The sequence below is a fragment of the Moritella sp. 5 genome (genome assembly GCF_018219455.1).
GTDB lineage: Bacteria > Pseudomonadota > Gammaproteobacteria > Enterobacterales > Moritellaceae > Moritella.
The window spans coordinates 799,688-825,627 of record NZ_CP056122.1 but is presented as its reverse complement, the minus strand read 5'-3'; the positions used below and the strand labels follow the sequence as shown (position 1 = coordinate 825,627).

General features: G+C 40.6%; 23 protein-coding genes and 2 tRNA genes. 7 read left to right on the top strand and 18 right to left on the bottom strand.

The window, feature by feature from the left end; genetic code table 11:
• Positions 1-79 precede the first annotated feature (79 nt).
• Positions 80-583 carry a glycine cleavage system protein R gene (locus HWV01_RS03830; protein ID WP_211674141.1) on the top strand — a complete coding sequence of 168 codons (504 nt, stop codon included), beginning with the start codon at positions 80-82 and terminating at the stop codon, positions 581-583.
• A 190-nt stretch (positions 584-773) separates the two neighbouring features.
• On the opposite strand, the gene HWV01_RS03825 is transcribed toward HWV01_RS03830, so the two are convergent.
• From HWV01_RS03825 to phoB, 4 genes are all read right to left on the bottom strand, one after another.
• Positions 774-2,234 (bottom strand): NarK family nitrate/nitrite MFS transporter, encoded by a 1,461-nt coding sequence (locus tag HWV01_RS03825; protein ID WP_211674140.1) that lies wholly within the window; start codon positions 2,232-2,234, stop codon positions 774-776.
• Between the two features lie 324 nt (positions 2,235-2,558).
• Positions 2,559-3,536: a PstS family phosphate ABC transporter substrate-binding protein gene (locus HWV01_RS03820; protein WP_211674139.1), complete on the bottom strand. Its 978-nt coding sequence runs from the start codon at positions 3,534-3,536 to the stop codon at positions 2,559-2,561.
• Positions 3,537-3,837: 301 nt separating this feature from the next.
• Positions 3,838-5,136, bottom strand: coding sequence for a phosphate regulon sensor histidine kinase PhoR (phoR, locus tag HWV01_RS03815; protein WP_211674138.1), 1,299 nt, complete (start codon positions 5,134-5,136; stop codon positions 3,838-3,840).
• Between the two features lie 22 nt (positions 5,137-5,158).
• Complete coding sequence (gene phoB / locus HWV01_RS03810) at positions 5,159-5,845, bottom strand: phosphate regulon transcriptional regulator PhoB (RefSeq protein ID WP_211674137.1); 687 nt, start codon at positions 5,843-5,845, stop codon at positions 5,159-5,161.
• 399 nt (positions 5,846-6,244) lie between these two features.
• Here phoB and rdgC point away from each other — a divergent pair, with 399 nt between their 5' ends.
• From rdgC to HWV01_RS03790, 4 genes are all read left to right on the top strand, one after another.
• The gene (gene rdgC / locus HWV01_RS03805; protein ID WP_211674136.1) at positions 6,245-7,162 is read left to right on the top strand and encodes a recombination-associated protein RdgC; all 918 of its coding nucleotides are present in this window, start codon (positions 6,245-6,247) and stop codon (positions 7,160-7,162) included.
• A 345-nt stretch (positions 7,163-7,507) separates the two neighbouring features.
• Positions 7,508-8,665 (top strand): Na/Pi cotransporter family protein, encoded by a 1,158-nt coding sequence (locus tag HWV01_RS03800; RefSeq protein ID WP_211674135.1) that lies wholly within the window; start codon positions 7,508-7,510, stop codon positions 8,663-8,665.
• Between the two features lie 259 nt (positions 8,666-8,924).
• Positions 8,925-10,316 (top strand): tRNA 5-hydroxyuridine modification protein YegQ, encoded by a 1,392-nt coding sequence (gene yegQ, locus HWV01_RS03795; protein ID WP_211674134.1) that lies wholly within the window; start codon positions 8,925-8,927, stop codon positions 10,314-10,316.
• A 26-nt stretch (positions 10,317-10,342) separates the two neighbouring features.
• Complete coding sequence (locus tag HWV01_RS03790) at positions 10,343-10,606, top strand: YfhL family 4Fe-4S dicluster ferredoxin (RefSeq protein ID WP_211674133.1); 264 nt, start codon at positions 10,343-10,345, stop codon at positions 10,604-10,606.
• 79 nt (positions 10,607-10,685) lie between these two features.
• Here HWV01_RS03790 and rimJ read toward each other — a convergent pair whose 3' ends face one another.
• From rimJ to HWV01_RS03775, 3 genes are all read right to left on the bottom strand, one after another.
• The gene (rimJ, locus tag HWV01_RS03785) at positions 10,686-11,282 is read right to left on the bottom strand and encodes a ribosomal protein S5-alanine N-acetyltransferase (protein ID WP_211674132.1); all 597 of its coding nucleotides are present in this window, start codon (positions 11,280-11,282) and stop codon (positions 10,686-10,688) included.
• 12 nt (positions 11,283-11,294) lie between these two features.
• Positions 11,295-11,879, bottom strand: coding sequence for an NAD(P)H-dependent oxidoreductase (locus HWV01_RS03780; RefSeq protein ID WP_211674131.1), 585 nt, complete (start codon positions 11,877-11,879; stop codon positions 11,295-11,297).
• 273 nt (positions 11,880-12,152) lie between these two features.
• Positions 12,153-12,680 carry an SCP2 domain-containing protein gene (locus HWV01_RS03775; RefSeq protein ID WP_211674130.1) on the bottom strand — a complete coding sequence of 176 codons (528 nt, stop codon included), beginning with the start codon at positions 12,678-12,680 and terminating at the stop codon, positions 12,153-12,155.
• A 173-nt stretch (positions 12,681-12,853) separates the two neighbouring features.
• On the opposite strand from HWV01_RS03775, the gene HWV01_RS03770 reads away from it, so the two are divergent.
• Together HWV01_RS03770 and HWV01_RS03765 are read left to right on the top strand one after the other, a co-directional pair.
• Positions 12,854-13,849 carry a peptidase U32 family protein gene (locus HWV01_RS03770; protein WP_211674129.1) on the top strand — a complete coding sequence of 332 codons (996 nt, stop codon included), beginning with the start codon at positions 12,854-12,856 and terminating at the stop codon, positions 13,847-13,849.
• Positions 13,850-13,869: 20 nt separating this feature from the next.
• Positions 13,870-14,751 (top strand): U32 family peptidase, encoded by an 882-nt coding sequence (locus HWV01_RS03765; RefSeq protein WP_211674128.1) that lies wholly within the window; start codon positions 13,870-13,872, stop codon positions 14,749-14,751.
• Between the two features lie 62 nt (positions 14,752-14,813).
• On the opposite strand, the gene nlpI is transcribed toward HWV01_RS03765, so the two are convergent.
• The 11 genes from nlpI to secG form a co-directional block, all read right to left on the bottom strand.
• Positions 14,814-15,704, bottom strand: a complete 891-nt coding sequence (gene nlpI, locus HWV01_RS03760) for a lipoprotein NlpI (RefSeq protein WP_211674127.1) — start codon at positions 15,702-15,704, stop codon at positions 14,814-14,816.
• A gap of 82 nt (positions 15,705-15,786) precedes the next feature.
• Positions 15,787-17,904 (bottom strand): polyribonucleotide nucleotidyltransferase, encoded by a 2,118-nt coding sequence (pnp, locus tag HWV01_RS03755; protein ID WP_211674126.1) that lies wholly within the window; start codon positions 17,902-17,904, stop codon positions 15,787-15,789.
• Positions 17,905-18,115: 211 nt separating this feature from the next.
• Complete coding sequence (gene rpsO / locus HWV01_RS03750) at positions 18,116-18,385, bottom strand: 30S ribosomal protein S15 (RefSeq protein ID WP_045111670.1); 270 nt, start codon at positions 18,383-18,385, stop codon at positions 18,116-18,118.
• Positions 18,386-18,602: 217 nt separating this feature from the next.
• A complete protein-coding gene (gene truB, locus HWV01_RS03745) occupies positions 18,603-19,568 on the bottom strand; it encodes a tRNA pseudouridine(55) synthase TruB (protein WP_211674125.1) in 966 nt (321 codons plus the stop codon).
• A gap of 2 nt (positions 19,569-19,570) precedes the next feature.
• On the bottom strand, positions 19,571-19,996 hold the full coding sequence (gene rbfA, locus HWV01_RS03740) for a 30S ribosome-binding factor RbfA (RefSeq protein WP_075477186.1): 426 nt from the start codon (positions 19,994-19,996) through the stop codon (positions 19,571-19,573).
• A gap of 76 nt (positions 19,997-20,072) precedes the next feature.
• A complete protein-coding gene (gene infB, locus HWV01_RS03735; protein ID WP_211674124.1) occupies positions 20,073-22,772 on the bottom strand; it encodes a translation initiation factor IF-2 in 2,700 nt (899 codons plus the stop codon).
• Between the two features lie 26 nt (positions 22,773-22,798).
• Positions 22,799-24,298: a transcription termination factor NusA gene (gene nusA, locus HWV01_RS03730; protein WP_211674123.1), complete on the bottom strand. Its 1,500-nt coding sequence runs from the start codon at positions 24,296-24,298 to the stop codon at positions 22,799-22,801.
• Between the two features lie 14 nt (positions 24,299-24,312).
• Positions 24,313-24,771, bottom strand: coding sequence for a ribosome maturation factor RimP (gene rimP / locus HWV01_RS03725; RefSeq protein ID WP_211674122.1), 459 nt, complete (start codon positions 24,769-24,771; stop codon positions 24,313-24,315).
• Between the two features lie 239 nt (positions 24,772-25,010).
• Positions 25,011-25,087: transfer RNA gene (locus HWV01_RS03720), tRNA-Met, on the bottom strand.
• 217 nt (positions 25,088-25,304) lie between these two features.
• Positions 25,305-25,391, bottom strand: a tRNA-Leu gene (locus HWV01_RS03715).
• Positions 25,392-25,398: 7 nt separating this feature from the next.
• Entirely contained in the window at positions 25,399-25,719 is a 321-nt protein-coding gene (gene secG / locus HWV01_RS03710; RefSeq protein ID WP_211674121.1) for a preprotein translocase subunit SecG, read from the bottom strand.
• Between the last annotated feature and the right edge of the window lie 221 nt (positions 25,720-25,940).

Sequence of the window (25,940 nt, the reverse complement as noted above, 5' to 3'; positions counted from 1 at the left end):
AGTATGGCGCATCATATTAAGAGATGAAAGTAGCTAAAACAAAACGTTTTACACTGGATTTTTTACATAGGGCTTAGTAATGCTTAAACAACTTATCGTAACGCTTATTGGTGATGATAAATCAGGTCTCATAAACAACTTATCACGTGTCGTCGCCGAGCATAAGGGAAACTGGTTAGCAAGTAACATGAGTGAGCTAGCAGGACAATTTGCAGGTATCTTACAAATTTCAGTAGAAGATGAATATTACCGCGATTTATGTGAAGCATTAAGCCTGGTCCCAGGCCTAACCATAAGTTTCGCCGAAGGTAAAAACCAAAGTATTTGGCAAAAATCACCCTGCCTTATCATCCAAGATAACGACCGTCCGGGAATTATCAACGAAGTATCTAAGATATTAACGCAGCACGGTATTGAATTAAAAGCGATAACAACACACAGCAAAGATCTGTGGCAGTCTGATAACAATCGTTTTTATGCCAAACTTAAGCTAGTACTGCCTGATACCCTAGACCATGATATGCTTAGTGGTGACTTAGCAAAAATATCGCCAACCTTGATTGCTGAAATGACCGAAGCTTAGGTATATAAGTCGGTTAATAGATAAGTAGACAAATCATTATATAAAAATGGCGCCATTACCAACTATGATAATGACGCCACATTTACAATGACCAACTGTCACGAACCAGTAATAAATCCTTTCTCGAACATGAACCAGTCATTCTTTATTCATAACACATATCCAATGACATTCTTGTCATTAAGACTATTTATGACACATTAATTAACGTCACTTTACCGTCTTCATCTACCTCTGTGATATGCCCTTTTGGCTCTTCCATTAATAATAAAGCAATAAAGCCGACTATCGCCGTGATTGCAATCGCATAAAAGAATACTTGCGTTGATACGATCGAATACAGCGTTAAATAGAATACCGCCCCCACATTACCATAGGCACCAGTCATACCTGCAATTTGACCCGTTAAACGACGTTTAATTAACGGTACTGCAGCAAATACAGCCCCCTCACCTGCTTGCACGAAGAATGAACATGCCATTGCGGTTGCGATAGCAAGGGGTAATGACCACGCTGCCGTAATTTGTGACATCGCATAGTAACCAACGGCTAAACCAGCAGTTAAAATCAATAACGTTTTTTTACGACCAAAGCGATCACTAATCCAACCGCCACCTGGACGTGACATCAGATTCATAAAGGCGTAAGACGCCGCAACCATACCCGCTTCCGCCATACCGAGCCCGAATGTTTCCGCAAAAAATAATGGCAACATAGAAACAACGGCTAACTCAGAACCAAATGTAGAAAAGTACAAGACGTTAAGTACAGCCACCTGTTTAAATTTATAACGTTCCATTTCAGGCACATCTTTAACAAAAATATCGCTGTTTACCTGATATGTTTTCCAGCAATCCAAAACATACAATACAGCTAAGCCAATATAAATCGCATTAGTGGTCGTTTCGGTGAACATACCAATTTGTAATAGTTTCCACGCGAGTAGATCCAGCGTGAGATACATAGGTAACTTCATAAATAGCAGTAAATAGAAATCACCTTTACTGGTCACTTCCATTGCTCCGCCTTTTTTAGGACGGAAATAAGTCGCACCTTTTGGTGTATCAGTGACATTAAGGTAATACACCACACTGAACGCTAAACTCATCACACCGGTAATAGCGATAGCATAGCGCCAGCCATCAGGACCACCAAACAATAACGCAACCGTTGGTAATGTGAATGCTGCGGCCGCGGAACCAAAGTTACCCCAACCACCATAGATGCCTTCAGCAGTACCTAACTCATTGGCGGGAAACCATTCACTGACAATACGAATACCAACTACAAAGCCCGCGCCAATCAGACCCATCATGAAACGCGCTATCGCTAATTGTTCGAATGTCGTCGCCAACGCAAACATAAAGCATGGAATTGAGCAGACGGCTAATAATGTAGAATAAACAATTCGAGGGCCGTATTTATCGGTTAACATGCCAATAATAACGCGCGCAGGAATCGTTAATGCCACATTGAGGATTAGTAGCGTTTTAACTTCTTCCGTAGTGAGCCCTAAGCTATCTTTAATTGCTAACATTAACGGCGCGGCATTAAACCAAACCAAAAACGTAATAAAAAATGCCATCCACGATAAGTGTAAGGTTTTCATCTTCCCTGAAAAAGACAATATATTAAATTTTTCTTGTCCCATAAAAATTCCCTCTAAGATATAAAAACAAAGTTTAAAAAATTTTATCTTATCTAGAACAAAGCAATACTAAGGCCAACTTAATAAAACCCAATTTAAACACTAAATATCAACAACTTATAACCAAGATACATCAAAACCATAGACCTGGGGTTGAATGTTTGCACCAACATGGTGACTAAATGTGAGCAATGTATCATTTTGAGAGCAATTTCCCCAAGGTTGCACATACAACAAACAAGGCTACGGCCTCATTTTATTTTATACCAGAAAGCAAAAAGCCCGCTAAATAGCGAGCTTTTAATCATTTAACCTAAGTAAGTCGTATTACAGTGTAATTCCTGCTTTCTTAAGGTCTTTTGATGTAACTGAATTAGGTAATGGGATATAGCCATCTTTAGCTACGATCTTCTGACCTTGTTTCGATAATATCAGTTTTAAGAACTCCGTTTGCATTGGAGATAATGCTTTGTTCGGGCTCTTATTGATGTAAACGTATAGGTAACGAGACAATGGGTATTTACCTGATGCAGCGTTATCTAACGATGCTTCGATGTAGTTAGTCCCTTTTTTCGCTAGTGGTACTGCACGAACACCTGATGTTTTATAACCGATACCTGAGTAACCGATTGCATTAAGTGATGATGATACAGACTGTACAACAGATGCTGAACCCGGTTGCTCATTCACGTTATTTTTGAAGTCACCTTTACACAATGCTTTCTTCTTAAAATAACCGTAAGTACCCGATACTGAGTTACGACCAAATAATTGGATATCACGCTCAGCCCAAGAACCTTCGAGTCCTAGTTCACCCCAACGTTCAACACGCTTCGCTTCACCACATTTTAGTGTGCTTGAGAAAATTGCATCTACATCGGCAATGTTTAAACCTTTAATTGGGTTATCTTTGTGTACAAATACCGCAAGTGCATCGATAGCAACACGAATTACTGTAGGTTTATAACCGTAACGTTCTTCAAACGCTTCGATTTCTTTAGACTTCATTTTACGGCTCATTGGACCGAATTGTGAAGTACCTTCTGTTAGTGCCGGTGGCGCAGTAGAAGAACCAGCCGCTTGAATTTGTACGTTAACACTTGGGTAAATATGTTTGAATTCTTCAGCCCACAACGTCATCATGTTTGCTAATGTATCAGAACCAACTGTAGATAGGTTACCTGAGATACCACTTACTTTTTGATACTCTGGTAATTTAGGGTCTAGTCCTGCTGCAAATGCGCTTTGTGAAGCGATTGCTGTCATTGATATCCCTAATGCTACAACAATTTGTTTAATATTCATTTTACTTCTCCAAGTATAATTTTTTATTTTGTGTCTATGACTACAGGGTATATAAGCTTTGTATTTAGTGTCCACGACTACAAGTAATATAATCTTGTACCTCGTTTCTGTGAATACAAGTATTCAATAAACTGATGACAATAATATGAATGAAACATGACGGTTTGATGACAGCGCACGATTTATTACAAATAAACCTCTGCTAATTTCCCATACAGTATAAATTAATCGCTAAAAAAAAGCCCATCGCATAGTGGATGGGCTTAGTTCTTTAATAATACTAGTCACAATCGCGGTAAAATTAGTGACGCTTTACATACGTAACTAACGGTAGTGTGAAACTAAAGCAACTACCTTTATTCACTTTACTATTAATCTCTAACACACTGTCATGGTTGCTTAAAACATGCTTCACAATTGATAAACCAATACCAGAACCACCAGAATCACGTGAACGCGCATCATCAACACGATAAAAACGCTCAGTTAAATGATGTACATGCTCGGCAGAAATACCATCGCCATTATCGGTCACACTTAATGAACCACCAGCGGGTGTATGCTTCCATTCAACCACCACTTTGCCGTCCGTAGGCGTATAGCGAACCGCATTGTAGATCAAATTAGATACCGCACTGCGTAATTGTGATTCATCACCCAATGCAAACAGGCCGTTTTCAATGTGGAACTCTACCTTTAAGGCTTTATCCGCACCTAAGATCAATACCTCTTGTTCTAACATCGACAGCATAAACGGAATATCAACTTGCTTTTCAAAGTCGACAGCCTGTGCAGCTTCAATACGAGACAAGGCTAATAACTGGTTCACCAACGAATCCATACGCGCCGTTTGTTCAGACATGACTTTATGCGCACGAGCAAACATTTTATCCGATTCATCAGGCTCAAGCATTTCCAGATAGCCCTTTAATACGGTTAACGGTGTACGTAACTCATGAGAAACATTACCCATAAAATTACGTCTGACTTGTTCTAGTTGACGCAGTTCAGTGACATCACGAGCCACCAGCATCGATTGATCATCGGTATACGTCATTACGCGAATTTCTAACGTCTTGGCATTATGCACTGGCGAAGTGATCTCTAACGGTTCTCGGTAATCTTTCGAATTTAAATATTGAATGAAATCTGGAGTACGGATCAAATTACCAATATGTTGATGCGCATCATCTGGCCATTTCAGGCCAATCATTTGTTGCGCTAATTTATTACACCACATAATGGAATAATCAGTATCTAACGCAACAACGGCATCCGGTAAGGCTTCAGCACCTTCACGAAAACGCCGAATAACCATACGCAATTCTTTACGCTTACGTTTATGTCGACGCTGCAAACGATAGATGCCATTAAAAATGGATTCCCAGCTACCTTTACCTTCAGGCGGCGTCGCCGTGCGCGCAACCCATAACCACTGATGTAATATGTATTGGCTACGATATAACCAAGCAACATGTACGGCAGTGGCGATGAGTAAACTCAATGTAATATTATCAATAACTAAACCAACAAGAAAAAACGGGATATACCAATAAAGCAGTCGCCATAAGCCACCGACAAAAACGTTCGTCTTATTCATATTGAAACTTCAACTCTCATGATTAACGTATCGAGAAGCGATAACCTGCACCACGCACTGTTTGTACATATTTATCATGTTCACTCGGTGTTAATGCTTTTCGCAGACGACGGATATGTACATCAACCGTGCGGTCTTCAACGTATACATTCATGCCCCAAACATTATCTAACAACTGCTCTCGGCTATACACTCGTTCTGGGTGTGTCATAAAAAAGTGCAATAATTTGAATTCAGTCGGACCGATCTCAATCACAGAATCACCAGCAGAAACGCGGTGAGCAACAGGATCAAGCTGTAACCCACTAATATCAATAACTGCATCTTGAGTCATTGGCGCAACACGACGCATTACCGCATTTAGCCGTGCAATCAATTCTTTTGGTGAGAATGGTTTCGTGATGTAATCATCCGCCCCCACTTCTAAACCTTTAACCTTATCTTCCTCTTCACCACGTGCCGTTAACATCACGACCGGAATAGCGGATAAATGCGGTTGAGACTTTAAGTGCTTAATATATTTAATGCCGCTACCACCAGGTAACATCCAATCTAATAAGATTAAATTAGGATAAGGTTCAACAAGCCGCTCTACCGCCTCGTTATAATCCCCAGCTTCAACAACATCAAATCCTTTTTGTTCTAATGCAAAACACAGCATTTCACGGATCGCAAGTTCATCTTCAACTACTAAAATTCGCTTAGACACTTTAAATATCCTTTACTATTCTTCCCTTAATAACCGTCTCCGGTCAGTAAAAGATTTATATTTTAATGATGAAAGAACCACTTATCTTTCGACTTTAACTGAAATTTATTATCAGCTCAATATGTTTCAGTATTATTACATTGATGAATTCTTTATTAAAAAGTCGAATTTCACACCTAACAAATGTAATGAATATCACATAAATATAGCATTTAATTAAAACACTGATTTTAATAATTAAAAGTGACAATTCAATTGAATACTTTATACACCAGATGACAATAAAAGTGTGGAATTAAGATCTTGATTGATGCATCTTTAGCCACTAGGCAAACTTGTATTTCCAACATCCTTGAGTATACTGGTTATCCAAACAGTTGATACCAAGGTCCTGCTATAATGTGGTTTAAAAACTTACTAATTTATCGTTTCACTCGTCCATTTGAACTAGATATTGAACAACTTGAAACCAAGTTAGCTGATTTCCCTTTTACCCCTTGTGGTAGCCAAGATTTATCTAAGTTCGGTTGGATAAAACCACTGGGTAAGTCAGGTCAAGCTTTAACGCATGGTATTTCAGATAACATTCTGATTTGTGCAAAGAAAGAAGACAGAGTATTACCAGCATCTGTTGTTAAAGACATGCTACAAGAAAAAGTAGATACGATTGAAGCAGAACAAGGCCGAGGCCTAAAGAAAAAAGAAAAAGATGCGCTAAAAGAAGATATCGTCCATCAACTACTTCCACGTGCATTCCCACGTAGCAGCCAAACATTTGCTTGGATTTGTCCTTCACAAGATTTATTAGTGGTTGATGCATCAAGCGCTAAAAAAGCCGAAGACCTCATCGCTTTATTACGTAAGTGTGTCGGTAGCCTACCTGTTGTACCAGTTGCTTTAACGACACCAGCAGATGTAACGATGACAGAATGGTTAAATAACGGCAGTGCTGCACCAGGTTTTGAACTGGGCGATGAAGCTGAATTACGTTCTGCACTTGAACATGGCGGTATCATCCGTTGTAAAGAACAAGACTTAACCAGTGACGAGATCCAACACCACCTTAACGCAGATAAGTTAGTGACTAAATTAGCCTTAGATTGGAGTGAATCACTGTCTTTCTTACTTGGCGAAGACATGTCAGTAAAACGTCTTAAATTCAGTGACCTCATCAGAGAACAAAATGATGATGTGGAAACCGATGATTACGCAGCAAAATTTGATGCAGACTTTGCCTTGATGACCGGTGAGTTAATGCGTTTCATTCCAGACCTAATCACTGCCCTTGGTGGTGAAGAAGCAACTACAGCTAAATAAAGCCTCATTAACGCAGCATGTACATCTTTATATGCTGCGTATTTCCAATTATCGCCTTTAATACCTCCAATTTCACATGACAGTTTTGTCACAAACCCACATTTTTGTACATAAAAACAGCGGAAAAACGCCTTATTTACCGAACACTCGTCTCTTAAGAAATACATAACCAAAATAAACGCCACAAATTTAACAATTAAAAACAATAACTTAACCTTGCAACCAAGGGTTTTGTGACATTTTAAACTCACTGTAATATTACTGTCATACAAGTTTGTTTTAATCCTTCTCGTCAACTAACTGAAACAAATCTGTCATTCGATACAGATAAAACGGTACCTAGAGATGAAAAACAACAACGAAGCAATTGAATTGAACCCAAGCACAATGCAAAAAGTATTCAGCTGGGTAAGTGTAGCCGCATTGGTATACTTCGTATTGGTAGCAGTATCTACAGTAAGTGGAGGCTTTAAAATGTTCTCTGGCGGTAGCGCTGGTGCAGAACAAATATTCGCTTTCGCAACTAACCCATTCGTCGCTTTATTATTAGGTATCCTAGTAACAGCGTTAGTACAATCTTCAAGTACAGTAACATCAGTAATCGTTGGCCTAGTAGCAGGTGGCTTACCAATCTCAATAGCAATCCCGATGGTGATGGGTGCGAACATGGGTACGACAATCACGAACACTTTCGTGAGCATGGGTCATATCCGCGACAAACAAGAGTTCCAGCGTGCATTTAGTGCTGCAACCGTACATGACTTCTTTAACCTACTTGCAGTAGCTATCTTCCTACCACTAGAAATTGCATTTGGTATCCTTGAGAAAATGGCTACCTTCCTAGCAGATTTCTTTGTTGGCGGCAGCAGCTTAAGCATTAAAGAATTCAACTTCATTAAACCGTTAACAAAACCTGCGGTAAACCAAATTAAAGAACTTGCTGGTTCATTACCTGTAGAAAGCAACACTGCTGGTCTAGTCATGGTATTCATCGGTATCTTCATGATTGGTTTCTCGGTAACTTTCCTAGGTAAAGTATTAAAATCAGTAATGGTTGGTCGTGCTAAAGCAGTACTACACGGTGCAATCGGTCGTGGCCCAGTAAGCGGTATCTTATCTGGTACAGCGGTTACAGTAATGGTGCAGTCTTCATCTACAACGACAAGCCTAATGATTCCACTAGCGGGTAGCGGTGTATTTACTACACGTCAAATCTTCCCATTCACACTAGGTGCGAACATAGGTACAACAATTACCGCATTACTTGCAGCAACATCAATCAGTGGTGATGCTGCGCAAGTAGCAATGACAATTGCATTGGTACACGTAATGTTCAATCTGTTTGCTGTGGCACTTATCTACGGTATCCCGGTACTACGTGAGATTCCAATTAAGTGTGCAGAAGCATTAGCACGCCAAGGTACTGAAAACAAATTCATCGCCTTTGGTTACGTAATTGGTGCTTTCTTCGCACTACCTGGCCTGATGATTGTGTTTAACTAATATGACGAACAATTGATGGCTATAAACAATTAGCCATCGGTATAAAAAGCTCAGACTTGTTCTGAGCTTTTTTTGTTTCCAACTTTGACATCACTATTTTACCAACCTTCCCTTGCAAATATCCTCGACGCCTCTCAAACACGATTAAATAAAACATGATCCAGATCAACGTTAAAATATTACTCAACGCGTAGAATCGCGAACCTTGATGCCCTTAGGGTATTTCCTGACTTGAACTCAGACAAAAATTGAGGTTGAAATGTTTACTCCAGAATTACTTTCCCCTGCAGGTTCACTAAAGAACATGCGCTATGCTTTCGCTTACGGTGCTGACGCTGTTTACGCTGGCCAACCACGCTATAGCTTACGTGTTCGTAACAACGAATTTAGCTTAGAGAACTTAGAAATTGGTATCAATGAAGCTCACGCACTTGGTAAGCAATTCTACGTGGTTTGTAATATCCAACCTCATAACTCAAAACTCAAAACCTTCATCCGAGATTTAACACCGATCATCGCCATGAAACCCGATGCGATCATCATGTCTGATCCAGGTCTAATCATGATGGTACGTGAAGCTTTCCCTGATATGGTTATTCACCTATCAGTACAAGCAAATGCTGTAAACTGGGCTACCGTTAAGTTCTGGTATACCCAAGGTATTAAGCGTGTAATTTTATCTCGTGAACTATCACTAGATGAAATTGAAGATATTCGTTTCCACTGCCCTGATATGGAAATCGAAGTATTTGTACACGGCGCACTGTGTATGGCTTACTCAGGCCGCTGTTTATTGTCTGGTTATATTAACAAACGCGATCCAAACCAAGGATCATGCACGAACTCATGCCGCTGGAAGTACGATGCACATGATGCAACCGAAAATGAAACCGGTGATATTGTTGCAACCAATCCTGAAATTTACACACCAGAAACTGAAATCTATACTCCAGAAACAGGTTCGCTAGAGCCGACATTAGGCAAAGGTAAACCGACAGACCAAATTTTCTTATTACAAGAACAAGGTCGTCCAAATGAATATATGCCTGCATTTGAAGATGAGCATGGTACTTACATCATGAACTCAAAAGACCTACGTGCTATTCAACACGTCGAGCGTCTCACTAAAATGGGCGTACATTCATTAAAAATTGAAGGTCGTACCAAATCGTTCTATTACTGTGCGCGTACAGCACAAGTATATAAGCAAGCGATTAACGATGCTGTTGCAGGCCGTGACTTTGATCCGTCTTTACTGCGTTCACTAGAGCACCTTGCGCACCGCGGTTACACTGAAGGTTTCTTAAGTCGTCATACTCACGACGCATACCAAAACTACGATTACGGTTATTCAATCAGTGAAACACAACAGTTTGTGGGTGAATTCAATGGTCGTAACGATAAAGGCCTTGCTGAAGTGATTGTGAAAAATAAATTCTTAGTGGGTGATTCTCTTGAGTTAATGACGCCACAAGGTAACCTGACCTTCAAACTAGAAGAATTAGAAAACCGTAAAGGCGAAGCAATGGAATACGCGCCAGGTTCTGGTCACATTGTTTATTTACCAGTTCCAGAAGAAGTCACACTGGATCACGCACTATTAATGCGTAATTTTAATAACAGTGAAGATACACGTAACCCGCATAAATAATCCATCAGGATAGAAGTAAAAACCTTATGGCATTATTAATTAATGATAAGTGTATTAACTGTGATATGTGCGATCCGGAATGTCCGAATGGCGCAATTACATTTGGCGCGAAGATTTATGAAATCGACCCACTATTATGCACAGAATGCGTAGGTCATTATGATAAACCTACCTGTAAAACAGTTTGCCCGATTAACTGCATTGTTACCGATCCGGATTATGTAGAAAAAGAGGAAGTATTATGGGAAAAATTTGTCATGATCCAAGAAGCGACAAAAGCAGCACGTTAACCATCGTATGCGATACCCAATAAGATAGAGAGGAAAACGGCGAATGAATAACTCGCCGTTTTTATTTGTCAGTATCGACTTAGAATTTATTACCACTTCGTTCTGTTGTTTCTCGCGCTAACCAGTCTTCTTTAAGCAGCGCGGTTAATATATGGTCTTGCCAACTTCCAGCAATTTTAAGATATTTTCGAGCATACCCTTCACGTTCAAAACCAAGCCGCTGTAATAACGCGCCACTGCGCTCATTTTCTGGTATGTAATTAGCCATCACGCGATTAAGTCCCACATTTTCAAACATGAACTCCAAACAACGCTGTAAAAATTCAACCATCAAGCCCTGCCCCTCATAACACTTTGCGATTGAATAACCGAGGTAACAGGATTTAAACACGCCTTGAATAATATTACTGAAGTTAGCAACCGCAACAATTTCGGATTTATCAGGCGTCATGGCAATAAAGTTTACTGCGCTCGCATCATCAAACTCTGCATGTATTTGCTTGATACGAAGCTGCCACCAACGTAACGTATAATAAGCGTCACTCCGAATCGGCTCCCAAGGTGTTAAATGCATCTGATTACGCACATAATATTGACGTAGCATTTCGCTATCGCTCGCCACCGCAACGCGGATGACTAAACGCTTAGTTACAAATTTGGGAAATTTTGATGACATCCAACACCTCAGCTAACACTTAGCAAGATGTAACCTTGTTGAAGATAATAAACCACCATTATCAACCAGCTGTTTCATCAAGCCTAAATTAGCCAGTATACGTTCTACTAAAGGAGTTTCAAATGGATAATAGGCTTCTTTACAATTATTAACCGACTCAATCGTCGCCACAATAAAATGTTCCAAAATCAAACAAGTACGATTTTTACGGAAATTGGCCATCCACAGTTCAGTGGACGAATACGCACCACGGCAATTACTACCAACACGCAATACCGTTCCCGGTAATAAAGGCAAATTATCGTGTTCACAAAAAGCATAAAAATTATCTAGGCTTTCTTCTTCCCATTCTGGACTGACAATGATAATTGCGTCTGCAGCCCGCATTAATTGTGCTGAAACCTGCCACTCTTCTTGCCAATCCGCAATTTCATTTTTTATCGCCTTATCCCAAATAGGCAAGGTTACTTTTACAAAATCCAATAAACTTACTTTACTGAATAATTGCGACTGTTCGGCTAATTGCAATACTGATTGTGCAACCTTAATGGTTGTCGACCTGTTTCGGGTGCTGCCACTTATAACAACTAGTCTCACTTTATGCTCCTTGCATCAAAGATATTCACTACTAAATCACTTCCATATCCATATGGAATTAATATTAATCTATTGATGATATGGGGGAAGAGTAAGCGGGGTCTATAGTGATAGCTCAAAGCAATACTATAACCATACTAAGGCATGACCACAGAAGATCATAAATGACGAATATAAAGCGAATACCCACTTCGCTGCTATTAGACTTATAAATATATGATGGGTATTCTCGATGCAGTGTTAGTTAAAATCGGCAAGCCGGATTTCCAAGGTTCAAGTGGTCACGTTGGCTTTTACTGTACTGCTGAATTCAGGCTCAACCAAGCCTTGCTGAATAAAATCAGCTAAATAAGTCAACAATGTTGTTACTGGTTTTGGTAACTCATCAAGGTCAAAACTATCGAGCATATTTTTGACTTCAAGACCCAATTCTGTATCACCTTCTATTTTTAGACGGCGTTGGAAAAACAGTGTGTCAGGATCTTCTTTACGTGCGGTAATTAATACTAACTCATTTAAATTACCTTTAAAGCTAACGTCAACTGATTCTGCTTTTGGTGCAATAACAAGTTTATTATCTTTACAACTGATAAACCAATTAATGCCTAAATCAGTGATCTCAACCTGCAGCCATTTTTGTTCAAGAAACTCGAATTCATCATCCTCTAGCCCTTCAGAAAATACCCGATTGAACACTTGTGAGAGTACTTTCTCTTGCAGTGAAAAAGGTAATATTTTAGCTGGTATCGCTAATAGCCCAGGTACAGTATGCACCAATTTACGATGTAGAGTATGTAGCATCAGAATATGCTCCTTGAATAAAAATAGTATTTTAGCGTGCCATCAGTGACCATATCCTAAGCAAAGTCAATTTAAAGTAGATTAATTCAGATAATCCTGCCCTAAATCAAATCCAATAAAACATCGATGCCTTACAATTTTTCTCAAGATTCATCGTTCAAGATACTATAACAATGGAATTACTCTGCCCTGCTGGTAATTTACCGGCATTAAAAACAGCGGTTGATAATGGCGCTGACGCTGTTTATATCGGTTTTAAAGACGATACCAATGCCCGTCATTTCGCTGGTTTGAACTTTACTGATAAAAAACTAGATAAAGCTGTCGATTATATTCGCAGTCATGATCGTCATTTACACGTGGCCATCAATACCTTTGCTCACCCAGGAAAATTAGAACGTTGGGAACGCGCCGTTGATCGTTGCGCTGACATGGGGGTAGATGCCGCTATTATCTCTGATGTAGCAGTACTTGACTACGCAACCAAAAAATACCCCGATTTAGAGTTACATCTATCCGTGCAAGCATCGGCAACAAATGTGGAAGCCATTAATTTTTATACCAATAATTTTAATGTCAGTCGGGTAGTATTACCCCGCGTATTATCCATTCATCAAGTAAAACAATTGGCCCGTAATACCGATGTTGAACTCGAAGTATTTGCCTTTGGTAGTTTATGCATCATGGCCGAAGGTCGTTGCTACCTATCATCTTATTTAACCGGGGAATCACCAAATACAGTCGGCGCTTGTTCGCCAGCAAAATATGTACGCTGGCAAGAAACCGAAAAAGGCCTAGAGTCACGCTTAAATGGCGTACTTATTGACCGCTACCAGCCGGATGAAAAAACCGGCTATCCGACACTTTGTAAGGGCCGTTTTAATGTCGACGGCAAAGTTTTTCATGCACTAGAAGAGCCAACCAGCTTGAATACCCTTGCGTTAATACCAGAACTTGCACAAGCAAATATTTCAGCTGTGAAAATTGAAGGACGCCAACGCAGCCCCGCTTATACAGAGCAAGTAACCCGCGTATGGCGTGCCGCTATCGATCGTTACAAACAAAACCCAGATAAGTATCAGGTTGAAGCCGCTTGGAATAAACAGCTCGATCAACTATCTGAAGGTACCAGCACCACCCTTGGCGCTTATCACAGAGATTGGCAATAATAGGCATTAGTGAGAATTATATGAAATACGCATTAGGACCAATTTTATATTATTGGCCAAAACAACAAGTCGAAGATTTTTATGCTGCCGCTGTGAATTCACAGGCTGATATTATTTATCTTGGTGAAACGGTTTGCAGTAAACGCCGCGAATTAAAACCAAAAGACTGGTTAGGATTAGCCAAAGAAATTGCCGATTCAGGTAAGCAAGTGGTGATCTCAACCATGGCGCTATTAGAAGCACCATCAGAAGTTAATATTCTCCGTAAGTACTGTGAAAATGGTGATTTTATTGTTGAAGCTAATGACTTCGGCGCAATCAATTTATTAGCTGAAGCAAAAACACCCTTTGTCTGTGGTCATGCGCTTAATGTCTATAACGCGCAAGTATTGCAGCTACTCGTTAATAAAGGCATGCAACGTTGGGTCATGCCCGTTGAGTTATCACGGGACTGGCTAGTACAATTACAAGAAGACAGCAGAATACTCAACATCCGTGATCAATTTGAAATCGAAGTATTCGCGCATGGGCATTTACCGTTGGCCTACTCTGCACGCTGTTTTACTGCTCGCTCAGAAAACAGGGCAAAAGATGATTGCGAACTTTGCTGTATCAACCACGCCAATGGCAAACCCGTCTATAGCCAGGACAATAAGGAACTATTCACCATTAATGGCATTCAAACCATGTCAGGTTACAAATATAATCTGTTAAATGATGTGGCAAGCATGCACGATTTGGTCGATATTGTACGCGTGAGCCCGTTAGGTGAATCAGCATTTCAAACACTCGGTCAGTTTAAAAATGCGGCGGAACAAGATATTAAGTTCGACTTGCAGTTAGATCGTGAATGTAATGGTTATTGGCACCAAATAGCGGGATTGGAAACAGTGAGTTCATAACCCCACCCTAGCCCCCTCCCCTTTTATTTCAAGGGGGGATGCAGGGAAGATGTTAGATCTTGTTAACGGTTACTTGCTAATCTTGCCAGTTCTAAACGTGCATAACCATGCTCGATAAATTCATACACATTATTACTTAATGCTAATTTGAAATAGCTTTCTGCTGCACTCTTGTCATTCATTAACAACTTGTATTTACCCAGATAAAAGTAAGCTTCCGTTAAACGATGTGCCAATGTTTGGTTATAAGTTCGTTCGTGCTTATCCAGTCCATCAAGTAATTTATCCAACAATTGAGTTTCATTTATCGCTTGCGTATAGAGCGCGACGATATTCCATGACCAGCTATCATCAATGTGCTGGTCATAACGTGATTTAACTGATTTTAACGCTTGTTCTGCATTAATTTGATATTCAGGGTAATACAACCACAACGTTCTAAATGGGTCGTTAGGTGCTTCATCATAAGCACTGACAAGGTCATCAACAGCTAATGTATAACGTTCGCCATAATACAACGCGATGCCACGATTAAGTAATACGTAATTATTTTCAGGGTCTAATTCCGCGATTGAATCATAGGCATCAAATGCTTCATCAAATTGCTCGGTCTGCGTCATATACAAACCAATAAAATTATAAGCAGGCACAAAGTTTGGCTGTAATGTTAATGCACGCTGAAAGTCAGCATGAGCCAGTGAACGTAATCCCATGCTATCAGCAAGTAAACCACGCTCATAAAAATAACGAGCTTGACGAACCCGATCATCTTTCGCATCAAGGATAAGTTGGCTATAACGCATTAACATAATTTCGGTTTGATAGTTAACTTGTAGTGGTTCAGCGAGAATTAATTCAGAAGGCGTGCGGTCATCAGCCGAAAAAGACCCCGATAATGAACTACAACCAGAAAGTAAGGCTGCAGTAATAAATAAACTAAGACATCGTTTCATAATTAAACCACTTATTTTTGCAGATATAAAAAAGGAGCGTATCAACGCCCCTTAAAATAATCAATCTAAATATAACAACAAGTTATTCGCTAACTGGTTGCTCAGCAGGCGCTGCAGGAGCGTCCATTGCTTCTTTAATACTTAAACGGATACGACCTTGACGGTCTACTTCTAGAACTTTTACTTTAACTACTTGTTCTACAGACAGGTGATCTGCAACTTTGTTCACACGTTCTTGCGTAATTTGCGAGATATGAACTAAGCCATCTTTACCAGGTAAGATGTTAACAAATGCGCCGAAGTCAGCTAGACGTACAACTTTACCTTCGTAGATTTGACCAACTTCAACTTCAGCTGTTAGTTGGTGAATACGTTCGATTGCTGCTTGTGCTTGTTCGCCACTTGTCGCTGCAATTTTCACTGTACCATCATCTTCGATTTCGATCGTAGTACCAGTTTCTTCAGTAAGAGCACGGATTGTTGCGCCGCCTTTACCGATGATGTCTTTGATCTTGTCCGTGCTGATTTTGATTGTATGAATACGCGGTGCGAATTCAGATACGTCATCACGGTTAGTTGCGATAGCTTGATCCATAACACTTAAGATATGTAGACGTGCAGCTTTTGCTTGTACAAGCGCTTTCTGCATAATATCTTTAGTGATACCTTCGATTTTGATATCCATCTGTAGTGCAGTGATACCAGCACTTGAACCAGCAACTTTAAAGTCCATGTCACCTAAGTGATCTTCATCACCAAGAATGTCTGAAAGAACTACGCTACGGTCACCGTCAAGTACTAGACCCATTGCGATACCCGCAACAGAAGCCTTGATTGGCACACCCGCATCCATAAGTGCTAACGAAGTACCACATACAGAAGCCATTGAGCTTGAACCATTAGATTCAGTAATTTCAGATACAACACGTACTGTGTACGGGAATTCATCTGCGTTTGGCATAACAGCTAAAACACCACGTTTCGCTAGACGACCGTGACCAATCTCACGACGTTTAGGCGAACCAACCATACCAGTTTCACCGACACAGTAAGGAGGGAAGTTGTAGTGCATTAGGAAACGATCAATCGTTTCGCCAGTTAGACTGTCGATACGTTGTGCATCACGTTCGGTACCTAGTGTTGCAGTTACTAACGCTTGCGTTTCACCACGTGTGAATAGTGAGCTACCGTGTGTACGAGGTAGAACGCCAGTCATTACGCTTAGTGCACGGATCATTTCTGGATCACGACCATCAATACGAGGTTCGCCATCAAGAATACGGTTACGTACGATGTTCTTTTCTAAAGAACTCAGTAAATCACCAGCTTCACGCGTGTTTAGTTCTTCGTTTTCTTCTTGAAGTTTAGCGATTGCTGCTGACTTGATGCCACCAACTTTAGCGTAACGTTCAGTTTTTTCTTGGATTTGGTATGCTTCAGCAAGGTCGCCTGATGCTAGTTCTGCGATTTTCGCTTTAAGCTCAGTGTTTACTACTGGTGCAGTCCATTCCCATTTTGGTGTATTAACTTCTGCTGCAAATTCTTTAATTGCTTCAACAACAACTTGCATTTGCTCGTGGCCGTACATTACCGCGCCAAGCATTTGTTCTTCGCTAAGAATTTCAGCTTCAGACTCAACCATAAGTACTGCATTTTCAGTACCTGCAACAACAAGGTCTAGTTGGCTTTCTGCTAACTCAGATGTTGATGGGTTAAGAATGTATTCGTCATTTTGGAAACCGATACGTGCAGCACCAATTGGGCCATTGAACGGCATACCAGAGATACTTAATGCAGCTGAAACACCGATTAATGCAACCAAATCAGGTTGAATTTCAGGGTTAACAGATACAACAGTAGCAACTACTTGTACTTCATTTTTGAAGCCAGCAGGAAATAGTGGACGGATTGGACGGTCGATAAGGCGACAGGTTAAAGTCTCGCCTTCACTTGGACGGCCTTCACGTTTGAAGAAGCCACCAGGGATCTTACCTGCAGCGTAAGTACGTTCTTGGTAGTTCACTGTTAGCGGGAAGAAATCACGACCAGCTTCAGCTTGTTTTTTACCAACAACACTTACTAAAACAGAAGTATCACCGATGCTTGCCATTACAGCTGCTGTTGCTTGACGTGCAATAACACCTGTCTCTAATGTAACTGTATGTTCACCATACTTAAACGATTTTACGATAGGATTCACTCTTTGTCCTTAATCTTTAATGTCTCTTTAATTTCGTCGCTAAGTATACTGCATAAAAAAATTAAAGGGCAATGTAAGTATTGGAAATAGTGAAATAAGTTGAAAAATAATTCTAAGTGGGAACAATTTGAAGGGAAATTTAAAAACAAAAAGGAGCCAATTGGCTCCTTTTTTATAATTTGTTGTCCGTAGACGTCAAATTAATTGTCGATTAACGACGTAGACCTAGACGTGCGATAAGATCTGCATAACGTGCATTCTCAGTACGTTTTAGGTAGTCAAGAAGTTTACGACGGCTAGCAACCATACGTAATAGACCACGACGGCTGTGGTGATCGTGGATGTGCTTCTTGAAGTGACCTTGAAGGTGATTAATTTGTGCAGTTAGTAGTGCAACTTGAACTTCAGTTGAACCAGTGTCGCCTTCTTGGCGTGCGAAATCTGCAACGATAGCTGCTTTAGCTTCAGCGTTTAGTGACATAGTGGAGTCTCCAATATAGATAAATAGCTTATAGCCGACCACTCGTTCAGCTATAAGAAGAACCGCGGAGTATACAGAGGTCAGTGTATTCCTGCAATCATTTTCACTGATCAATGTACAAACGAATATGACGCATAAAAAGTCGTATAAAAAAGGCACTATTACTCACGTAACAATGCCTTTTATCTCACCCATGAGTCATATCTGAATAATGGGTTTATTTTGGTTCGCGAGCCTGTGTTTCGTAATTAACGATACGTTTCGGAGCGACTCTACCTTGGTCATCGATACTACCAACGCCAATGAAAGTACGCTCATCACCAACCGTCATACGCACTAAGCCTGATTCAGGAGTATTAGGTACAACAACGGGTTGACCGTGTAATACAAAATCACCTGTCTCTGTACTCATGTTCGCTTCCGGTAAATGACTTACCGCTGAATCAAGTGGTAGCAATAATGGATCAAGCACATCTTTCGGCTCAACACCGTCTGCATTAGCTTGCTCTACCATCTCTTCCAGCTTTTCAAACGTAATCATTCGATCTGCTGGGTAAGCGCTAACACCGATTCGACGTAGCATACTCACGTGTGCACCGCAGCCCAATAGCTCACCCAAGTCATCAACGATAGTACGGATATAAGTACCCTTACTCACGTGAATCTCTAGATTAACCTCATCATTTTCATAACTTAATAATTTAAGTTCAAAAACGGTAATAGGACGTGCAGGACGATCGATAAAGATGCCTTGACGCGCATACCAGTACAAAGGTTTACCTTCGTGCTTTAATGCCGAAAACATTGACGGTACTTGCTCTGTGTCACCACGGAAAGTATCAAGTGCAATCAATAATTCAGCATCGCTTACGCTAACAGCTCGTGTTTGCACGACTTCACCATCAGAATCTGATGTATCCGTACGTTCACCCAGCTTTGCAGTTACTACGTAACGCTTATCTGAATCAAGTAAGAATTGTGAAAACTTCGTTGCTTCACCAAAGCATAACGGTAGCATACCAGTAGCCAATGGGTCTAAGGCACCAGTGTGACCCGCTTTCGCAGCAAAGAAAATCTTCTTTACACGCTGTAATGCATCGTTTGAGCTTATGCCTGTCGGTTTATCCAACAAGAATACACCGTGTACATCACGGCCGTTCCATCGACGACGACGTCCAGACATGACTAAGACTCTCCTTCAGGAGCGTCTTTTTCATCTGCCGTAGTGCCATAATCATCTTGTAGTTTTTTATCTTTAGCACGTACTTCAGTTACAAGACTTGAAAGACGCATACCTTCAACAAGTGTATTGTCATAAATAAAACGCAGTTCAGGCACAATACGTAACTTCATTGCACTACCGACTAACGAGCGGATATAACCACTTGCTGTTTCTAGTGCTGCAACGCCTTCTTTAATACGTTCTTCATCGTTATCGATATTGAAGAAAGTAACGTAAACTTTTGCATAAGAAAGATCACGAGATAGGTCGATACTTGATACCGTAACCATACCTACACGTGGATCTTTAACTTCACGTTGTAAAATACGCGCAATTTCTTGTTGTAGTTGCTGTGCAACACGACGAGAACGACTGAATTCTTTTGCCATTTTTAAATTCCTCTAAAGGAAAATGGGGACCTAAGGCCCCCATAAAGTTATTTTAATCGAACCGAGCTATTAACCGTTACAGAGTACGTTTAATTTCAACAGTTTCGAATACTTCGATTTGGTCACCAACACGTACGTCATTATAGTTCTTAACGCCGATACCACACTCAATACCCATACGAACGTCTTGTACGTCATCTTTAAAGCGACGTAACGATTCAAGTTCACCTTCGTAGATAACGATGTTTTCACGTAGTACACGGATTGGAGCGCTACGTTTGATAACACCTTCAGTAACCATACAACCAGCAATAGAGCCGATTTTAGGTGATTTGAATACATCACGTACTTGTGCAAGACCAATGATTTCTTGACGGAACTCAGGCGCAAGCAGACCGCTCATCGCTTGTTTAACTTCATCAATCAAGTCATAGATAACGCTGTAGTAACGTAAATCAACACTTTCGTTGCTTACAACTTCACGTGCTTTTGCGTCAGCACGTACGTTGAAACCAAGTACGATAGCGTTAGATGCTGCAGCAAGTGTTACGTCAGTTTCAGTAATACCACCAACACCACGTGTGATGATTGCAACTTTAACTTCGTCAGTTGAAAGTTTAACCAACGAATCACAAAGTGCTTCAAGTGAACCTTGAACATCAGCTTTAAGAACGATATTCAATTCAGAAACTTCACCCGCTTCCATGTTAGCAAACATGTTATCAAGTTTAGATTTCTGTTGACGAGCCAGTTTAACATCACGGAATTTACCTTGACGGTAAAGCGCAACTTCACGAGCTTTCTTATCATCACGTACTACAGTCGCTTCATCACCCGCTTTAGGTACACCAGAAAGACCTAAGATCTCAACTGGAATAGAAGGACCTGCACTTTCGATTGGCTGACCATTTTCATCACGCATTGCACGAACACGGCCATATTCAAGACCACAAAGTACGATATCGCCACGCTTCAGTTGACCTTGTTGTACAAGTACTGTAGCAACAGGACCACGACCTTTATCAAGACGTGATTCGATTACAACACCCGCAGCAGGACCAGTCGCAACGGCTTCTAGTTCTAAGATGTCAGCTTGTAGTAAGATACCTTCAAGTAGCTCATCAATACCCGTGCCTGCTTTAGCAGATACGTGTACAAACATGTTTTCGCCGCCCCAGTCTTCTGGAATTACGTCATGTTGTGCAAGTTCGTTTTTAACACGATCCGGATCAGCACCTTCTTTATCCATTTTGTTCACTGCAATGATCAGTGGAACACCCGCTGCTTTCGCATGGTGGATAGCTTCAACAGTCTGTGGCATAACACCATCATCAGCCGCAACAACAAGTACAACAATATCTGTCGCTTGAGCACCACGAGCACGCATAGACGTAAACGCCGCGTGTCCTGGAGTATCAAGGAAAGAAACCATGCCATTTTCAGTTTCAACGTGGTAAGCACCAATATGCTGAGTAATACCACCGGCTTCACCGTCTGCAACTTTAGCGCGACGAATGTAATCTAGAAGAGATGTTTTACCGTGGTCAACGTGACCCATGATAGTAACAACTGGTGCACGCGTTACTTTAACTTGAACGCCTTCATCTTGTGCTTCAGCTAATACCGCTTCTTCAAGGGCATTTTCTTTAACCAAGATAACTTTATGGCCCATTTCTTCTGCGATAAGTTGTGCAGTTTCTTGGTCAAGTACTTGGTTAATAGTAACCATAGAGCCCTGCTTCATCATGTACTTGATGATTTCAGTTGCTTTGATTGCCATTTTTTGTGCTAGTTCACTAACACTAACCGTTTCACCGATGCGAACATCACGTTCAACTTTAGCAACTGGTTTATTAAAACCTTGTTGCATCGCTTCTGGTGCATTAACTGATTTACCTTGATGACGACTATAACGGTTATCAGGTTTACGACCTTTAGCTTTACGTGCTTTACCTTTACCTTTAGGTGCCGGTTTTGCCGCTTCAACTGGTGCAGCAGGTTTTTTCTTACGAACACCTTTTTGCGCCTGTGCATCAGCATCATCTTCAGCTGCTTGAGCATGAGTTGATGTTGTTACATGGTAATCAGCTGATTTCTCTGTTTTTTCACGTTGAGCTTCTTCTTCAGCCCAACGGCCTGAGTTGTCTTCTGCTAATTTACGTGCTTCTTCAGTTTTTTGTTGAGCTTCCAGCTCAGCTTTACGAGTGGCTTCCTGCTCCTGCTTCTGCTTCAACGCTTCCGCTTCGCGCTTCGCCATATCATCTGCCTCTTTTGATTTAGTATTTTTCTGTTGCGTTTCACGTTTTGCTGTTTCTGCAGCATCACGTTTTACTTTTGCTTCTGCGTCAGCTTTTACTTTTGCTTCAGCATCAGCGATTGCTTTTGCCTCTGCTTGTGCTTTCGCTTCTGCCTGTGCTTTCAGTTCAGCCGCTTCTTGCGCCGCTTTTTCTTCTGCTAATTTCGCTTCATCTTCAGCTGTAGTACGTTTAACGTAAGTACGTTTTTTACGTACTTCTACTGCAACTGATTTTTGCTTACCGCCACCGCTTGCGACGCTAAGCGTGCTTTTGGTTTTGCGCTGTAATGTTAAGCGACTAGGTTCAGCCGTATCACTACCATGTTGCTCACTTAAGTGCACCAGTAGTGTCTGCTTTTCACCTTCCGTTACCGTACTGTCGTTCGCTTTTGCTATGCCAGCATCAGAGAATTGTTGTACTAGGCGATCAACAGTAGTACCGATATCTTCGGCCAATTTTGTAATTGATACATCTGCCATGTAGTTCGATCCCTCTCTTCGCGTTATTATTCGCTATCACTGAACCAACAAATATTACGTGCAGCCATAATTAATTCACCCGCACGTTCATCCGTTAACTCTTCAACTTCACTTAAATCATCGATGCCTTGTTCTGCTAGTTCTTCCAGAGTTGTTACTCCGATACTTGCAAATACGTAAGCAAGGTGCTTTTCTAAGCCTTCAAGCGCTAATAAGTCTGCACTTGGTTCAGCACCTTCTAGTGATTCTTCTGCAGCGAGTGCAGATATCGTTAGTGCATTTTTAGCACGAGAACGTAATTCATCAACTAGATCTTCATCAAAACCCTCGATTTGTAAGAATTCGTTTACAGGAACGTAAGCGATTTCTTCTAATGACGAGAAGCCTTCTCCGATCAGTAGTTCAGCCATATCTTCATCGATATCTAATTTATCAGTGAAGATTGTCATCAGACGATCGTTTTCTTTTTGATGTTTTTCATTCGCGTCAGCAACTGTCATTACATTTAGTTCCCAACCAGTCAGTTGTGATGCTAAACGAACGTTTTGACCGTTACGGCCAATTGCTTGCGCTAGGTTATCTTGTTCAACAGCAATATCCATTGAATGCTGATCTTCATCAACAATAATAGAAGCAACTTCAGCAGGAGCCATTGCGTTGATAACAAACTGAGCAGGGTTATCATCCCAAAGGATAATATCAACACGCTCGCCGTTTAATTCACTTGATACAGCTTGTACACGTGCGCCACGCATACCAACACAAGCACCAACAGGATCGATACGTTTGTCGTTCGATTTAACCGCAATTTTAGCACGAGAGCCTGGATCACGAGCAGCTGCTTTTAGTTCAAGCATCTCTTCGTTGAATTCTGGCACTTCTACGCGGAATAATTCGATTAGCATTTCGTTACAAGCACGGCTAATAAATAACTGTGTGCCACGCGCTTCAGGTTTTACTTCTTTCAGTAAACCTTTAATACGGTCGCCAGTACGGAATGATTCACGTGGTAACATCTCATCACGGAACATTACTGCTTCAGCATTGTTACCTAGATCTAATACGACTGTTTCACGGTTAGCACGTTTTACTAAACCAGTGATTAGCTCACCTTCATGTTTAGCGTATTGCTGAACGATTAAATCACGTTCTGCTTCACGTACTTTTTGAATGATAACTTGTTTAGCTGTTTGCGTTGTTACACGGTCAAACACAACTGAATCAATTGTATCTTCAATGTAACCACCAACCTCGATTGTTTCATCGTCATATTTAGCTGCATCCAGAGTAATTTCTGCGAAAGGATTCTCTAGAGGTTCACCTTTGTCATCAATTACAAGCCAGCGACGAAACGTCTCAAAATTACCAGTTTTACGGTCAATTTCAACACGAACTTCGATTTCGCCTTCATATCTTTTTTTAGTTGCTGTTGCTAGTGCAATTTCCAGTGCTTCGAAAATTTTCTCACGAGGTAGTGCTTTCTCGTTAGAAACTGCATCAACAACTAACAGAATTTCTTTATTCATTCCCGGACGCCTCGTTAGTCAAATTTTGGAACAATATTTGCTTTTTGAATATTTGCGTGCGCAAAGACTTCGTCTTTGCCATCAATTGTCACAGTGATCATCTCACCATCAACACTTTTGATTACGCCTTTAAATTTACGACGACCATTCACAGCCATACGTAATAATGCTTTAATTTCAGAACCACAGTACTCTTGGTAGTGTGACACTTTAAATAATGGACGTTCCATACCAGGTGAAGATACTTCTAAGAAGTACTCTGTACTGATTGGATCTTCAACATCCATGATAGCGCTAACTTGGTGACTTACTTTCGAGCAATCATCAACAAAAATACCGTTTTCATGATCGATATAAACAAGTAATGTTGAGTGTTTACCCGCTCGTGTAAACTCAATACCAATAAGTTCAAAACCTAACATTTCAACTGTTGGTTCTAACAATTCAGTTAGTGTTTGTTCTAAACTCGCCAAAACAACCCCCTAAAAACAAAAAAAGGGCATATGCCCGTAATTTAAAAAATAAAAAGCCCCGACTATAAGGCGGGGCTTCTTACTACTAGACCTTGTATGCCACTTTCGCAGCGCTTATTAAATAAATAATAAGCAAGAAGCCAATAGTATTACGTAAATTACATTTACCAGAGATAAAATTAAATTTAAGTAATGCTATTTGCACACTGTTGACTAGCCTTATCAACAGGTATAAGAAATGGTTGCGGGAGCCGGATTTGAACCAACGACCTTCGGGTTATGAGCCCGACGAGCTACCAAACTGCTCCATCCCGCGACAACAAACTTACTGCGCTGATTATAGGCTATTGCTACTATAATAAGCAAGGCCAAATTCACTTAAATGGTGAAACAGCTTAACTGTAGTAATCAATAGACCTAAATTATTTTTAAATAAAGCGTATATACGAATAAAAATAACCGCTTAGCTCTATCTTTTATTAAAATTTAGGCAAAAAAAAACCTTAGTATCAGCTACTAAGGTTTTTCTTATTTGGTGCCGTGGGCGGGACTTGAACCCGCACGTCCTTTCGGACACCAGCCCCTCAAGCTGGCGTGTCTACCAATTTCACCACCACGGCTTATTCTTTATTGAGGTATGTCGCTATTACTTACTGGTGCTACTGGCACATCACTTGTGATTGCAGGTTTCTCTGCATCTAAAATCACATCAGTGTCAGATTGTGTAGATAAGTTACCTAACGTTAGGCTTAACGCAAAAAACACAATTGCAAGCACAGCTGTTGCGCGAGTTAAAAAGTTACCTGAACCGCTAGCACCAAATACTGTATTTGAGCCACCTGAACCAAAGCTAGCACCCATATCAGCGCCTTTGCCCTGCTGCATTAGAACGAATCCAATGATTGCAAGTGCAACAATTAAGTAAATAACAATAATAACTTCGTACATTTTAATACCTAAATCTCAAAAGGTTTAATATAGCTTTATCGAACATCCTTACCCTAGGTAAGGGACACTTAAATCATATATAGTCACTTTCAACTAAATAATGTTAAGTGGTAAAGCGGAGGAGATATTATCTAACCTCCACCTTAGTTGCAAGCTGATTATTAAAAAAACAATGAATAAAAGGCTTTAGCGCAAAACAACACCAGTTGCCGTATACTAAT